Consider the following 14841-nt stretch of genomic DNA (forward strand, 5'->3'; position numbering starts at 1 on the left):
CACCAAGCTGTACAAGTTATGCCTGATGACCATAGTAAATCGGTACCACCCCTTCCCATCCCGAACAGGACCGTGAAACGATTTTACGCCGATGATAGTGCTGCAACCAGTGTGAAAGTAGGTTATCATCAGGCTAGTTATAAGAGAAAGACCCCGGTAAGCCTAAGCGCGCTCAAGATCGCGCTTAGTGCAAACCGGGGTTTTTTTTCGTCCGCAAACACGCATTTGCGCGAAACCGGGTATTCACCTTCCTCCTTAACAGCTCGCATCAGGCCGTATCCGCTCGCTTCTGGCGCGTCAATCACTTCAACATGTGCTACGAACGTTAAACTTTTGATGAAAGTGAAATTTTCAGCGCGCATGTTTCGGCTTCCGCGCAAATGGATAAAACAGAAGGAAAAAAATGAGCGTTACACTTTCAATCGGAAATCCGATAAGTGAGTACGAAAAATGTTACGACCTTGCCGTTTCAACGGAGTCGGGGTTTCACTCCGTGATTGCGTGATTGAGCCTATCGCGGAAAAATACGGGTTAACGCTTATAGATTGGGGAACTTTTTCTGAGGTCACGAAAGAGAATTTGACCCTGTTTCTTGAAGAGGTAAATCTCATCCGTGATGCTATTTTGGTGTTGAGGGATGAGTCAATGGAGACCAAAATTCACTATCTGGGCCGGCTTGGCGAGTTGGCAAGTGAGTCGGAGCGTCTAATAAAAGAACGACCGGATATGAGGCTTATGATTGGGTGAATAAATACAGGCTAATTTGAGGCTGTATCTCGTTGTTAGTGGAAATGGACGTCCAGCGCAGTAAGAGGGGATTCCACTGCCGCAGCGGGTTGTATGAGATTTGGCGGCGGATTTTGCATGTATTTAGCCTGATCACTCTTCTGGAAACGATGTCAGGACTGACTTTCAGACACGGCATTTTCCGCAGAACGGTTACACGACCGGCGCTTCCACCGGCAGTGTTCATGCATTCGCAATCCGCGCGAGTGTTTCCGCAGAGGATACGGCAACCCAGCATCATGCGCGCCGGCGGGTCGGGTTAGAAGCCCTCGACCGCGCTGGTGGTATGGAAAACGCGCGGCGGTGCGCTGAAAAAGCCACCCACCAGCCGGCGCCATTCCAGGAAATCCTCGCTCTCCCGAAAATGCACCATGTGATCCTCGATGGTTTCCCATTCGACGAACAGCATGTAGCTGCCCGGTTCTTCGACCGAACGCTCCATGCGCATGCCATGACATCCTTTGGCGCGCTTGAACAGCGGTATGGCCTGCTGCACGCCTGCTTCAAACAGCTGCTCCGTTCCCGCAGCGACCTTCAGTTCCGCGACTTCCCTGAACATGTTTTCTCCTGTTGATACCGACGCTTGCCGGCGTGCCGATATTGTAGCCAGTCGCACGCATTTCTGCCGGCTGCGTTAAGATCGACCATCGGAGGAACAATGACACAGCAGATCGATTACGCAGACCAGGAAGCATGGCTCAAGGCCTGGCGCTTTGCCGCCGAAGCCCACGCCCAGCAAAAATTCCCGGGCACCGACATGCCCTATCTGGTCCATCTGGGAATGGTGGGCATGGAGCTTCTCGGCGCCCATGCGCAGGACCCGATCGACGGCATCGGCATTGCCATGCAATGCGCCATCCTGCACGACGCGATGGAGGATCAGGATGTCTCGCACGGCACGCTGGTCGCTGAATTCGGGCTGGCCGTGGCCGACGGCGTGGCCGCCTTGTCGAAGTCGCCCAGCCTCCCGAAGGCGGAAGCCATGGCCGACAGCTTGAAAAGAATCCTGCTGCAGCCAAAGGCCATATGGTGCGTCAAGCTGGCCGACCGTATCAGCAACCTGGAAGCGCCACCGCATTACTGGTCGCAGGAAAAAATCACTGCCTACGGCGAGGAGGGCAACGTCATCCTCGCCGCGCTAGGCGCGGCCAATGGCTACCTGGCGCGCCGCCTCGCCGCCAAGATCGCCGCCTATCCTTCCTGAGCGCCGCGTTTCAGGTTTTCGGCCAGCATATTGCAGAACAGCGCACCCTGTTCGATGGCGTCATCGAGCGCCACATGCGAATGGGGCAGGGGATCGAACCAGTGCTTGGGCATATTGCGCTTGGTGCTGTCGCGGTAACCGCGCTTCATCACGGCCATCGCGTACGATTTGATATCGAGCGCGGAATGGCTGAACGGGCTCTCCCCGGTAAAGCGGATCAGGTACCAGTACACGAACAGGAAATCGAAGCCGGCCGGGTAAGCCACGAACACCGGCTTGCCCGGCAGCGCCTTGACCCATGCCAGATAGCGCTGCATGGCCGCCAGTGGCGTTTCCAGGTCCGCGCGGCAGGCTGCCCACGCCTCGGGCTGGGTCAGCCACCACGCGGCGGTGGCAGGATGCGCGGCGGCGTCGGGCAGGCATTCCAGGTTCGCGCTGAAGGTCGCGACGCATGTCTTGTCGGCCAAGTAGGCTGCCGATCCGATGCTGAGCATCGAATGCGGTCCGGGAATCGGGCCGTCGGTTTCGACGTCGGTACTGATGTAGATTTCTTGCTTCATGTTTCCTCAAACCGGGTTACGGGTCACTCATGGCGGCGGCGCTTTCGCGGGATCGAACGCGATCGACGACAGGCAGTCCGGATTGCGCTCGGCGAAACCAAACGACAGCGTACCCCATGAGCGCTGGCTTGTGTGCGAGGTCGTCTCGTGGAAGGAGCGGCCGCGCGGATAGCCGGTAAGGCGCAGCGTGCCGTACTGGCGGCGCACGTCGGCAAGGGAGACGCAGCTGCCGCCGATGTCGAGCACCATGAACCCCGGATGGCTGCCTTCGCGCGCGATGCGCAGGTCGACATTGGCGATCACCACGCCGCCGGCGAGCGGCACGGGGGTGCTTTCGTAGAGATAAAACAGCTCGTTGCCGCCCCTGCCGGTCGCGCGCAGGGTGGCACCGAGTACGCGCTCCACGTGCGCCCTGGCGAATGGCACGCGTACGGCCAGCGCCACGACGGCTTCCCATAAGGTCAACTGCGGTGCTGCGATAACGGCCGCCCTGGCTGCTGCCGGCGCTGCCGGCGCGGCGGCCGCGAACAACGCGATCAGGCCGGCGCGGATGCGCCGCATGCCGATGCCGGCGCGGCGCGCATGCGGGTCAAGGCAGCGTGATGGTCAGGTTGGCGGCGCGCGGCGCCAGCTTGACCACATCGTTATAGCCGGCCATGCGTTCCTCGGTGGTCTTGCCGAGCGAAGCGCGCAGGCCGATATAGCCGAGGATGCAGATCAATCCGAACACCGAGCACAGAACCCACAGCGGAAGGTCGCTGCGCAGCTTGTGCACGATCTGGTCGGGCCGGTCGGCGTGCGGCGCGAAGCCCCCGCGCTTGCCCTTCATGTTGGCGATTTCATCGCCCAGGCGCGCGGTCAGGTAGTTCAGCTTTTCCGAACCTTCCAGGATATAGCGGCCCTGGAAGCCCAGCAGCAGGCACATATGGAACACTTCCAGCGCCTGCAAGTGCGTGCTGCCGCGCGTGCGCAGCGATTCGAGGCGGTGATAGAAATTCTCGCCGGCCAGCTGGTCGCCGAACAGCACCAGTTGCAGCGGGCGCCGTTCCCACTCGTCGCGGATCGAGAAGGTCGAGCGCAGGATGATTTCATCGACGGCCGCGCAGAAGGCATACTTGGCGGCGTCGATATCGTCGGCCGAGGCGCCCTGTTTCTTGGCGCCGCGCGTGAACTCTTCGAGAAACTGCGTGGTCTTGTGCTGGAAGTCGGCATTGTCTTGCGGGCCGTTGCCGTTCTTGAGCATGAACAGCGCGTAAAAACCGTCGTACATCAGGTCCAGCAGCGTTTGCGGGGTGGCTCCCGCAGCGGCGGCGGCAACCGGGCCGCCGGCCATCAGCGAGGGTGCAGTGGTAGTCATGTGGGTAAGTCCTTGGGTCAGGAGGTGACGGCGATCAGTTCCAGGGTCAGCTCGCGCAAGCCTTCAGGAACATAGATGGAAATCGATTGCGCCTGCATCATCCGTTCGTACATCTGGCCCTTGGCCTCGATCGTGAAGTAGATGGTGTCGGGGCGTACCGGCACGGCTGGCGGCACCTGCGGCGCGTGCTGCAGGCGCACGCCCGGCATGGCCGAGAGCACGAATTTTTCAACGTCGTCCGGCGCGCCGATCTTGAAGCGCAGCGGCACCACGTCCACCAGTTCGATGGCCGGCAAATTGGCCGACACGGCCAGGTAAAACGCGGTCTTGTCGTCGATCTTGCCCGACTCCAGCGAGCCCAGATAGTAGGAGGGCTTGATTAGATCGAGCGCAATGGCGAAGTACTTTGACGAGATTACAGTGTCCAGCAGGTCGCGGATGATCGTGTTCAATTTCGCGAACGCGGGCCCCGGATCGGCGTGCTGGTAGGGCGGCAGGTCGGCCAGGGTCCAGCTCCTGGAAAACGTCATCAGCGCCCCCGCCACGCCCAGCAGCGCTTCGTACAGGCGCTCCGGATGCAGGCCCGGATGGTGGAAGTAGTGCGTCAGCGAGGCATACGCGGTGCTGGCCGTGTGCAGCAGCCAGAACGAGGACATGTCGCCGGAACGGAATTCGATCACGTTCTTGCTCGGCTCGCGGTGGTGGCCGTACAGCGCGCTCACTTTCGCTTGCAGCGCATCGATCAGGCGGCGCAATTGCAGGAACAGGATCGGGGCGCTGCGCACCGACATGCTCGGCGGCACGAACGCCGGGTCCATCTCGAAGCCGCCGGTGGCCACGCGGCGCAGGCGCAGCAGCGGGAAGTGGGTGTAAGAATCGCGCGGCTCGAATTCGGAAATCAGGCGCACGCTCTTTTTCAGGTAGGTCAGCTGGGCTTGCGCGGCTTGGGTGTACAGGTCGGGCGTGTCCGCATTGGCCTGCACGAAGCGGGCCGCGTTGGCGGTCTGGCCGAGCGGCGCGAAGTTGCCGCCGAACGGCTTAAAGGCGGGCAGGGCGGCGTAAAAGGTGACGGTCTGCTGCGACTGCAGCAGCTGGCTCAGGTCCACCGTCTCGGGCAGGGCGTCGGCGCCTGGCGCGTCGACCAGTTCGCCGTCCTGGAAGCGCAGCGACAGTTCCAGCACGCGCAGCGCATTGTTGGCCAGCGCGTCGCGGTCGACCTGCAACTGGTTCACTCCCCACGCGTAGGGATGGACTGCCTTCACGCTTTCGTGCAGGCGGTGCTCGTGGTACTGATCCTGCTGCTGGAAGTGCTGGGGCCGGAGGAATAATCCTTCGCCCCAGAGGACTTTGCTAGACATGCTGTGGGCACCTTTGAAAAATTTTGTATTTATTTAAAAAACTAATTAGCGGAACAATAACATTTATGAGAAGATTTGTCTTCGACCTGATGAAACGTGCGCGCCTACTACAAAGTGAGAATGTGTGATTTTCAATTGAGCGATGTAAAATTTCAATCTCTGCTAACGTTGCCCGTGTAATAAGTGTTACAATATACACATTATTTTTTCGACAATGCTTTCAAGGATACCGCATGACCTCTTTTTCCGATCTGAAGCACCTGTTCGGCGTCATTGCCTGTGCCGCGGCCCTCTCTGCCTGTGGTACCACGGCGGTGGCGCCGAAGGGCCCGGCGCCGCTGGCCGATCTGCTCAACCAGGCGACCCAGGCCGCCGGTTCCGGCCAGAAGGAACAGGCCGTCTCCATGTGGAAGCAGGCCGCTGCCGCCTATCCGGCCGACAAGGCGCCGTGGGCCAGCATCGCCCAGACCCGCTACGACGCCGGCCAGTACGGCGAAGCGATCGTCAGCGCCCAGGAGGTGTTGTTGCGTGATCCCAACGACAAGGCGGCCAACAGCATCATCGCCATCGCCGGCCTGCGCCTGTCGACCCGCGCCCTGGGCGACCTGAACCGCCAGAACGGCATGACCCCGGCACTGCGCACCGAGTCCCAGGACCTGGCCAAGCTGTTGCGCGAAAACCTGGGTGAGAACCCGGTGGCGAGCACGGCGCGCCGCACCGAACCGGTCAAGCGCCGTGACAAGGCCGAGAAGACGTCCAAGACCGACAAGGACGATGGCAACAAATCCGACCCATTCGACTTGCTCAAGTAAGCCGGCGATTTACGCTCCAACCATGTAGAAGGAACTACCATGTCCAAGAAAGAAAGTGTCCAAAAGCGTCTGCAAAAAGTGCGTCCACCGCGCGTGCAGATGACCTATGACGTCGAAATCGGCGATGCGATCGAAAGCAAGGAGCTGCCGTTCGTGATGGGCGTCGTGGGCGATTTCGGCGGCAGTTCCGAAGTCGAGAAGAAGCGCCTGAAAGACCGCAATTTCGTCGGCATCGACCGCGACAATTTCGATGAAGTCATGAAGGGCGTCGAGCCGCGCGCCGCTTACCGCGTCAACAATACCCTGACCGGCGAGGGCGGCAAGTTCGCCGTCGACCTCAAGTTCAAGTCGATGGAAGATTTCCGTCCCGAGGCGGTGGTCCAGCAAGTCGAGCCGCTGCGCAAGCTGCTCGAAGCGCGTACCAAGCTGGCCGACCTGCGCAACAAGCTGGCCGGCAACGACAAACTCGAAGACATCCTCAACGATGTGCTCAGCAACACCGAGAAATTGGCCGAACTCGGCCAGCAAGCCAACGCCAAGAAAGACTGATCATGTCCGCTCAACTGACCCCTGCCTCCGGCGCCGCCGCGACGACCCATGAAACGGCCTTGCTCGACCAGATCGTCGAACAGAGCAAGGTGGCCAAATCGAGCGTCGAGCACGCCCGCGCCAAGGACTTGATTTCGGAACTGGTGCACCAGGTGATGGATGGCACGGTGATCGTGTCGGACAACCTGTCGGCCACCATCGATGCCCGCGTCGCCGAACTGGACCGCATGATTTCGGACCAGCTCTCGGCCGTGATGCACGCGCCCGAATTCCAGAAGCTCGAAAGCAGCTGGACCGGCCTGAACTACCTGGTGAAAAACACCTCGACCGGCACCAACCTCAAGATCAAGATGCTCAACGCCACCAAGCGCGAGCTGGTCAAGGACTTCCAGAGCGCGCTCGAGTTCGACCAGAGCACGATGTTCAAGAAGGTCTACGAGGAAGAATTCGGTACCTTCGGGGGCGCTCCGTTCGGTTCGCTCCTGGGCGACTTCGAAATCACCCGCCAGCCGGAAGACATGTATTTCGTCGAGCAGATGTCGCACATCGCCGCCGCCGCCCACGCGCCCTTCATCACCTCGGCCTCGCCCGAGCTGTTCGGCCTGGAAAGCTACAGCGAACTGGGCAAACCGCGCGACCTGGCCAAGATCTTCGACACGGTCGAATACGCCAAATGGAAATCGTTCCGCGAATCCGAAGATTCGCGCTACGTCGGCATCACCCTGCCGCGCTTCCTGGGGCGCCTGCCATTCCACCCGGCCGATGGCGCCACCACCGAAGGCTTTAACTTCGTGGAAGACGTGGACGGCACCGACCACCACAAATACCTGTGGTGCAACGCGGCCTACGCCTTCGCGACCAAGCTGACCGGCGCCTTCGACGACTTCGGCTGGTGCGCGGCGATCCGCGGCGTGGAAGGCGGCGGCCTGGTCGAAGACTTGCCGACCCACACCTTCAAGACCGATGAAGGCGAAGTCGCGCTCAAGTGCCCTGCCGAAATCGCGATCACCGACCGCCGCGAGAAAGAGCTGTCCGACCTGGGCTTCATCTCGCTGGTGCACTGCAAGAATACCGACTACGCGGCCTTCTTCGGCGCCCAGTCGGCCCAGAAAGCCAAGAAGTACAACACCGATTCGGCCAACGCCAACGCGGTCCTGTCGGCCCAGCTGCAATACATCTTCGCCGTCTCGCGGATTGCCCACTACATGAAGGCCATGATGCGCGACAAGATCGGCAGCTTTGCCGCCGCGTCGAACGTCGAAGACCACCTGAACCGCTGGCTGACCCAATATGTGCTGCTCGACGATAACGCAAGCCAGGAACAGAAAGCCCAGTTCCCGCTGCGCGAAGCGTCGGTGCAAGTATCGGAAGTGCCGGGCCGTCCGGGCGTGTACCGCGCCGTGTCGTTCCTGCGTCCGCACTTCCAGCTCGACGAGCTTTCCGTTTCACTCCGTCTGGTCGCGGAGCTACCACCATCGACCAAATCGTAGCACCCCGTAGTACCTATAAACCACTGAAAGGAACACAATGGCAATCGACGTCTACCTCCAAATCGACGGCATCAAAGGCGAGTCGACCGACTCCGCCCACAAAGACTGGATCGAATGCCAGTCCGTCAGCTGGGAAGTGCTGCAGCCTAAATCGGCTACCGCATCGACCGGCGGCGGCCATACCGCCGAGCGTACCGAGCACCGCGATATCGTTATCGCCAAACTGGCCGACCTGGCAACCCCTCTGCTGCTGCAGAACTGCTCGTCGGGCAAAACCCTGGCCAAGGCAAAGCTGGAATTCCTGCGCGCCGACGGTCAGGGCGAGCGTATCAAGTACTTCGAAATCGAACTGGAAAACGTGCTGATCTCCAGCGTGGCTCCAGCCGTTTCGGCAGGCGACATCCTGACCGAAAACCTGTCGCTCAAGTACTCGAAAGTCAAATGGAAATACACGCAGCAGAAAGTCGGCGGCGGTTCGGGCGGTAACACTTCCGGCGGCTGGGATCTGGCGACCAACAAAACCGCGTAACAGCAGTAACGCATCGGGGTACCAATGAAGGGTTTTACGCCAGGTTTGTTTGACCGGTTGATGGATGTGCCGGTCAATGGCTCCTCCAGCGGCACAGTCACCCGGATGTCGGTCGAGGATTTGAAGGACTCGGTCGCACGCGATCTCGAGGCGCTGCTCAACACGCGCACCGTGATACCGGAAGACTTGCTGAAACGGTACCCCGAATGCGGTCGCTCGATCGTGACGTTCGGCCTGAATGATTTTGCAGGCCGGTCGCTGTCGAGCACCGACGACCGGGCCTTTATCTGCCTGTGTCTCGAAAAAGCCATCGCACGCCACGAGCCGCGCCTGCGCAACGTCAAGGCGTCGCTGGAAATCCGCGAAGATTCGGTCAACCGTCTCAATTTCGCCATCACGGCGCTACTGGTCGTGAGCAGTTCCCAGGAGCCCGTCAATTTCGACGCCGTCTTGCAGCCATCGAGCCTGCATTACACCATCAGCAAAGCGCGCCGCCTTGCATCCGGGGGAGCCTGAGTTTGGAAGATCTGTTACCGTATTACGAACGCGAACTGGGATTCTTGCGCCGCTATTCGCGCGAATTTTCAGAGCGCTATCCCAAGATCGCCGGGCGTCTGCTGATCGCCGGCGAGGTGTGCGAAGACCCGCACATCGAACGCATGATCGAATCGTTTGCGCTGCTCAATTCGCGCATCGCCAAGCGGCTCGACGACGACTATCCCGAATTTACCGAAGCACTGTTCGAAGTGCTGTACCCGCACTACCTGCGCCCGTTTCCTTCGTGTTCGATCGCGCACATGGACTTTGCGGGCGTGGCGGCGCAGCTGACGGCCGCCACCGCGATCCCGCGCGGCACCCAGCTGACCACGCGCCCGGTGCGCGGCGCTTCCTGCACCTTCCGCACCGCCTATCCGGTGACGGTGGCGCCGCTGGCGCTCTCCGCCGCCTCGTTCGCGCCGATCATCGACACGCCCGAAGCGATCCGGCCCCCGGTCGGCGCCACCTCCAGCGTGAGCCTGACCATCAGCAGCCTGTCGGACCAGGTGTCGCTGGCCCAACTCGGCCTGGCCAAACTGCGCGTGTTCATCGACGGCGAGCCCTCGTTCTGCGCGGCGCTGCGCGATGCGCTGTTCATGCGCACCGTGGCCGCCTACGCCGAAGGCGATAGCAGCGGGCGCTGGATGGCGCTGCCGGCCATCCCGGTGCACGCGGCCGGCTTCGACGAAGACGAATCGCTGATCGACTTCGCGGCGCGCTCGCACACGGCGTACCGCCTGCTGACCGAGTATTTCTGCTTCCCCGAAAAATTCAATTTCTTCGATATCGACCTGGCCGCGCTGACGGCGGTGCTGCCGATGGGCTGCCGCACGATCACCCTGCACCTGGCGCTGTCGGGCATGCGCACCGACTCGAACGCGGCGCGCATGCTCGGCACGCTCTCCACCAACAACGTGCTGCTCGGCTGCACCCCGGTGGTGAACCTTTTCCGCCAGCGCGGCGAGCCGATTCGCCTGACCCACACCACCGCCAGCTACCCGGTGCTGGCCGATGCGCGCCGCGCCTTCGCCTACGAAGTGCAGTCGATCGATTCGGTGAAACTGGTGCGCCAGACGCCGCAGGGCGAATCGATCGTCGACTTCCGCCCGTTCTACTCGCTCAAGCACGGGCAGATGCCGGAAAAGAAGGGCCATTACTGGGTCATGCGGCGCGACGAAACCATCGCCGACAAGAGCCCCGGCTTCGAGACCGAGATTTCGATCGTCGACATCGACTTCGACCCGGCCGAAGTCGAAACCGACACCCTCAGCCTGGAGCTGACCTGTACCAACCGCGACTTGCCGGCCTCCTTGACCTATGGTTTGCGCGGCGGCGACCTGTTCCTGGAAGGCGGCTCCACCGTGCGCCAGATCAGCTTCCTGCGCAAGCCGACGGCCTCGCAGCGCTTCGAGCGTGGCCGCGGCGCCCACTGGCGCCTGATCTCGCACCTGTCGCTGAACCACCTGTCGCTGGCCGAAGGCGGCCTCGATGCCTTCCGCGAAATGCTCACCTTGTACGACTTGCCGCGCTCGCCGTCGACCCAGCGCCAGATCGGCGGCATCGCGGAGGTGGCCTACAAGGCGGCCAACACCTGGCTGCCGGGGAACCCGTTTGCCTGCCTGGTGCGCGGCATGGAAGTGCGCCTGACGATCGACGAGGAAGCCTTCGTCGGCAGCGGCATCCACGCCTTCGCCCACATCATCGACCGCTTCCTCGGCCTGTACGTGCACGCCAACAGCTTCACCCAACTGGTGATCGTATCGAATAAAAATGGAGAAGAGCTATTGAGATGCTTGCCACGAAGCGGCGATTTGAGCCTGCTGTAATCGAACGTCTGTTCGAGGAACCGTACCGCTTCCAGTTCTTCCAGGCGGTGCGGATGCTCGAGCTATGGCTCAAGCGCCACGGTTCGCCGCAGCAGGGCGCGATCGCCAACTTCCTGCGCTTCCAGAATTCGACCTCGCTCGCTTTTCCGCCCAGCCAGCTCGAAAACATCGAGACGGTGCCGCGCGACGTGCCGCGCCAGGCCAGGTCGCTGGGCGAGGCCCTGCAATCGAATACGCTCAAGTACATCCGCATCACGCCGGCCTTCATGGGCCTCTTGGGCGGGAACGGCGCGCTGCCGGCCCATTACACCGACCGCATCTCGGCCCACATCATCTACAACAAGGATGAAGGCCCGCGTGCGTTTCTCGACACCTTCTCGAACCGTTCGCTGGCGCTGTTCTTCGAAGCCTGGCGCAAGTACCGGCTCGAACTCAAATATGCGATCGACGGCAAGGACAGCTTCCTGCCGCTGCTGCTGTCGCTGGCCGGGGTGGGCAACGAGTCGCTGCGCCACCGCCTCAAGGACGAAGTCGGCGGCGGCGTGCTCGATGAATCGATCGGCTACTTCGCCTCGGCCATGCGCCACCGGCCGCCGTCGGCGGTGCAGATGTCGCGCGTGCTGTCGGAGTATTTCAACCAGCGTATCCGCGCCGAGCAGTTCATCGGCTGCTGGTACGCGGTGCCGGCCAGCCAGCAGACCATGCTGGGCGCGGCCAATTCGATGCTGGGCGGCGGCGCCATGGCCGGCGAGCGCGTATGGCAGCGCGACCTGCGCCTGCGCCTAGTGGTCGGCCCGCTCGACCACGACAGCTTCAACTCCTTCCTGCCGGGCGGGCTGGCGGCGCGCGCGCTCAAGAGCATGATCACCATGTTTACCGGCGTGACGCTCGAATACGAAGTGCAGCTGGTGCTGCGCGGATCCGACGTGCATGGCATGTGCATGGACGAACCGCGCACCGGCGGGCGCCTGGGCTGGGACAGTTTTCTGGTGACCGGCTCGCGTCAGGAAGACCGAAGCGACGTCCGGTACGATATCCACGCGCTGTGATTGACAACACGACACAACAAAAAAAGGAACCTGCATGAGCATCAACCTGAAAACGCTGATCGGCAAACTCAATGAGACCAGCCGCACCGCCGCCACCCGCGCGGCCAGCATTTGCGTGTCACTGGGCCAGTACGAAGTCGACATCGAGCACCTGTTCCTGGCCCTGCTGGAGCAGCCCAAGAGCGACTTTGCGCTGATCGCGCGCCAGTGCGGCATCAGTGCCGGCATGCTCGAAGCGGACTTGCAGGCCGAAGTGGGCCGCCTCAAGACCGGCAATTCGCGCACGCCGGTGTTTTCGGTGCGCTTGCCCAAGCTGTTCGAAAACGCCTGGCTGATCGCCTCGCTCGACATTCAAGCCGGACGCACGGCCGAAATCCGCAGCGGCCATTTGCTGCAAGCCTTGCTGACCGATCCGGAACTGGCGCAGCTGGCCTTCCGCGGCTCCAAATTGTTCGGCAAGTTCGACGTCGAGCAGATCAAGCATAACCTCGACAAACTTGCTGCCGGTTCGCAGGAAGCCGTAGCGACGCAAGCGGTCGGCAGCGCCGACGATGGCGAGGGCAATGATCCGGTCGGCGACATGGCCGCCAAGGCCGCGTCCAGGACGCCGTCGCTCGACCAGTTCACCACCAACCTGACCGAGCGCGCGCGCGCCGGCAAGGTCGACCCGGTGATCGGGCGCGATACTGAAATCCGCCAGGCCATCGACATCCTGATGCGGCGCCGCCAGAACAACCCGATCCTGACCGGCGAAGCGGGCGTCGGCAAGACCGCCGTGGTCGAAGGCCTAGCGCTGCGCATCGCCAGCAACGACGTGCCCGACGTGCTCAAGGGCGTCGAGATCCACACGCTCGACATTGGCCTGCTGCAAGCCGGCGCCAGCGTCAAGGGCGAGTTCGAGAACCGCCTGAAAAACGTGATCGACGAAGTCAAAAAAAGCCCGCACGCGATCATCCTCTTCATCGACGAAGCGCACACCATGATCGGCGCGGGCGGCACCGCCGGCCAGAACGACGCGGCCAACTTGCTCAAGCCGGCGCTGGCGCGCGGCGAACTGCGCACCATCGCCGCCACCACCTGGAGCGAGTACAAGAAGTACTTCGAGAAGGATGCCGCCCTGGCGCGCCGCTTCCAGGTGATCAAGGTCGAGGAGCCGAGCGAAGAACTGGCCTGCGCCATGTTGCGCGGCATGGCGCCGCTGATGGAAAAGCACTTCGGCGTGCGTGTCTACGACGAAGCGATCACCGAGGCGGTGCGCCTGTCGCACCGCTACATCATGGGCCGCCAGCTGCCGGACAAGGCCATCAGCGTGCTCGATACGGCGTGCGCCAAGGTCGCCCTGGGCCAGAACGCCACCCCGGCGCTGATCGAAAACCTGGCGCGCAAGCTGGAACGGATCGACATCGAAGCCGGTGCGCTGACGCGCGAACAGAGTTCGGGCGGCTCGCACGCGGCGCGCCTGAAGGAACTGGGCGAGCAGCGCAAGGCGGCCGCCGAGCAGCACGCGCTGCTGGCGGCGCGCTGGGAGCAGGAAAAGCAGCTGTCCGAAAAAATCATGGATGGCCGCCGCAGCCTGGAAGACGCCGAACAGAAAGACGCCAGCAAGGGCAAGGATATCCAGGCCATGGTGGCCGAACTGCGCACCCTGCAGGGCGAAACGCCGATGGTGCCGGTGCAGGTGGACGGCCACGTGGTGGCGGAGATTGTCGCCGGCTGGACCGGCATCCCGCTCGGCAAAATGGTCAAGGATGAAATCAAGACGGTCCTGAAACTGAAGGACTTGCTGGAAGAGCGCGTGCTGGGCCAGTCGTATGCGATCGAAGCGGTGGCGCAGCGCGTGCGCACCTCGCGCGCCAACCTGGACGACCCGAACAAGCCGAAAGGGGTGTTCCTGTTCGTCGGCCCGTCCGGCATCGGCAAGACCGAAACCGCACTGGCGCTGGCCGATGTGCTGTACGGCGGCGAGCGCAAGATGATCACGATTAACATGAGCGAATACCAGGAAGCGCACAGCGTCTCGGGCCTGAAAGGCTCGCCGCCCGGCTACGTGGGTTACGGCGAAGGCGGGGTGCTGACCGAAGCGGTACGCCGCAATCCGTACAGTGTGGTGCTGCTCGATGAAGTCGAGAAGGCCCACCCGGACGTGATGGAGCTGTTCTTCCAGGTCTTCGACAAGGGCGTGATGGACGACGCCGAAGGGCGCGAGATCGACTTCAAGAACACCATCATCATCCTGACCTCGAACGTGGCGTCGAGCGCGATGATGCAGGCGTGCCTGAACAAGACGCCGGAAGAGATGCCGACCCCGGACATGCTGGAAGAGATGATCCGTCCGCACCTGATGAAGCAGTTCAAGCCCGCCTTTCTGGGCCGCCTGAAGGTGATTCCCTACTACCCGCTGGGCGACGACGCGCTGGTCAAGATCATCGAACTGAAGATGCGCAAGATCGCCCAGCGCATCGCCACCAACCACAAGGCCGAGTTTTCGTACGACGAAGCGCTGGTCGAAGCGGTGCTGGCACGCTGCACCGAAGTCGATTCGGGCGCGCGCAATGTCGACAATATCCTCAACGGCACGGTGCTGCCCGAAATCGCCGAATCGGTGCTGGCCAAGATGGCCGAAGGCGCCGCCATCGCCAAGATCAAGGTCAGCGCCGACAAGAAGGGGCAGTTCAAGTACACCATCAAGTAAGCGCCGTGTGCGGCACGCAAACCTTTATTTTTTGATATTGCAATATAATTAAGTGCGGCAGGCCCCGATGGGCCTGTCGCGTCCCGTCACGC

General features: G+C 62.0%; 15 protein-coding genes and 1 rRNA gene. 11 read left to right on the forward strand and 5 right to left on the reverse strand.

Annotated features, from left to right (window positions below):
- Positions 1–21: 21 nt before the first annotated feature.
- Together rrf and F2P44_RS29155 are read left to right on the forward strand one after the other, a co-directional pair.
- Positions 22–134: ribosomal RNA gene (gene rrf / locus F2P44_RS29145) — 5S ribosomal RNA — on the forward strand.
- A 367-nt stretch (positions 135–501) separates the two neighbouring features.
- Entirely contained in the window at positions 502–747 is a 246-nt protein-coding gene (locus tag F2P44_RS29155) for a hypothetical protein (RefSeq protein ID WP_167092579.1), read from the forward strand.
- Between the two features lie 298 nt (positions 748–1045).
- Here the strand turns inward: F2P44_RS29155 and F2P44_RS29160 are convergent, their stop codons facing one another.
- Entirely contained in the window at positions 1046–1345 is a 300-nt protein-coding gene (locus F2P44_RS29160; RefSeq protein ID WP_167092581.1) for an antibiotic biosynthesis monooxygenase family protein, read from the reverse strand.
- A 99-nt stretch (positions 1346–1444) separates the two neighbouring features.
- Here F2P44_RS29160 and F2P44_RS29165 point away from each other — a divergent pair, with 99 nt between their 5' ends.
- A complete protein-coding gene (locus F2P44_RS29165; RefSeq protein ID WP_167092584.1) occupies positions 1445–1990 on the forward strand; it encodes an HD domain-containing protein in 546 nt (181 codons plus the stop codon).
- On the opposite strand, the gene F2P44_RS29170 is transcribed toward F2P44_RS29165, so the two are convergent.
- The 4 genes from F2P44_RS29170 to tssK are packed head-to-tail and all read right to left on the reverse strand — an operon-like array spanning position 1978 to position 5265.
- Complete coding sequence (locus F2P44_RS29170; RefSeq protein WP_167092586.1) at positions 1978–2550, reverse strand: 3'-5' exonuclease family protein; 573 nt, start codon at positions 2548–2550, stop codon at positions 1978–1980. The two genes, F2P44_RS29165 and F2P44_RS29170, sit on opposite strands and share 13 nt — an antisense overlap.
- Before the next feature lie 27 nt (positions 2551–2577).
- Positions 2578–3111 (reverse strand): hypothetical protein, encoded by a 534-nt coding sequence (locus F2P44_RS29175; RefSeq protein WP_229423815.1) that lies wholly within the window; start codon positions 3109–3111, stop codon positions 2578–2580.
- A 28-nt stretch (positions 3112–3139) separates the two neighbouring features.
- Complete coding sequence (icmH, locus tag F2P44_RS29180) at positions 3140–3907, reverse strand: type IVB secretion system protein IcmH/DotU (RefSeq protein ID WP_167092589.1); 768 nt, start codon at positions 3905–3907, stop codon at positions 3140–3142.
- A 17-nt stretch (positions 3908–3924) separates the two neighbouring features.
- A complete protein-coding gene (gene tssK, locus F2P44_RS29185; RefSeq protein ID WP_167092592.1) occupies positions 3925–5265 on the reverse strand; it encodes a type VI secretion system baseplate subunit TssK in 1341 nt (446 codons plus the stop codon).
- Positions 5266–5498: 233 nt separating this feature from the next.
- Here tssK and F2P44_RS35885 point away from each other — a divergent pair, with 233 nt between their 5' ends.
- From F2P44_RS35885 to tssH, 8 genes are read left to right on the forward strand one after another with little or no spacing between them, the layout of a single operon-like run.
- Positions 5499–6077, forward strand: coding sequence for a tetratricopeptide repeat protein (locus F2P44_RS35885; protein WP_229423816.1), 579 nt, complete (start codon positions 5499–5501; stop codon positions 6075–6077).
- Positions 6078–6116: 39 nt separating this feature from the next.
- Positions 6117–6626, forward strand: coding sequence for a type VI secretion system contractile sheath small subunit (gene tssB, locus F2P44_RS29195; protein WP_099877643.1), 510 nt, complete (start codon positions 6117–6119; stop codon positions 6624–6626).
- 2 nt (positions 6627–6628) lie between these two features.
- Complete coding sequence (gene tssC / locus F2P44_RS29200) at positions 6629–8116, forward strand: type VI secretion system contractile sheath large subunit (protein WP_099877646.1); 1488 nt, start codon at positions 6629–6631, stop codon at positions 8114–8116.
- Positions 8117–8153: 37 nt separating this feature from the next.
- Positions 8154–8645: an Hcp family type VI secretion system effector gene (locus tag F2P44_RS29205; RefSeq protein WP_167092594.1), complete on the forward strand. Its 492-nt coding sequence runs from the start codon at positions 8154–8156 to the stop codon at positions 8643–8645.
- Between the two features lie 24 nt (positions 8646–8669).
- Positions 8670–9161, forward strand: coding sequence for a type VI secretion system baseplate subunit TssE (gene tssE, locus F2P44_RS29210; protein ID WP_167092597.1), 492 nt, complete (start codon positions 8670–8672; stop codon positions 9159–9161).
- A gap of 2 nt (positions 9162–9163) precedes the next feature.
- On the forward strand, positions 9164–11008 hold the full coding sequence (tssF, locus tag F2P44_RS29215) for a type VI secretion system baseplate subunit TssF (protein ID WP_167092600.1): 1845 nt from the start codon (positions 9164–9166) through the stop codon (positions 11006–11008).
- Positions 10972–12057 (forward strand): type VI secretion system baseplate subunit TssG, encoded by a 1086-nt coding sequence (tssG, locus tag F2P44_RS29220; RefSeq protein WP_167092602.1) that lies wholly within the window; start codon positions 10972–10974, stop codon positions 12055–12057. Before tssF ends, tssG begins: the two co-directional genes overlap by 37 nt.
- A 34-nt stretch (positions 12058–12091) precedes the next feature.
- Positions 12092–14749, forward strand: coding sequence for a type VI secretion system ATPase TssH (gene tssH, locus F2P44_RS29225; RefSeq protein WP_167092605.1), 2658 nt, complete (start codon positions 12092–12094; stop codon positions 14747–14749).
- Positions 14750–14841: the final 92 nt, after the last annotated feature.

Source organism: Massilia frigida (assembly GCF_011682175.1).
Lineage (GTDB): Bacteria > Pseudomonadota > Gammaproteobacteria > Burkholderiales > Burkholderiaceae_D > Telluria_A > Telluria_A frigida.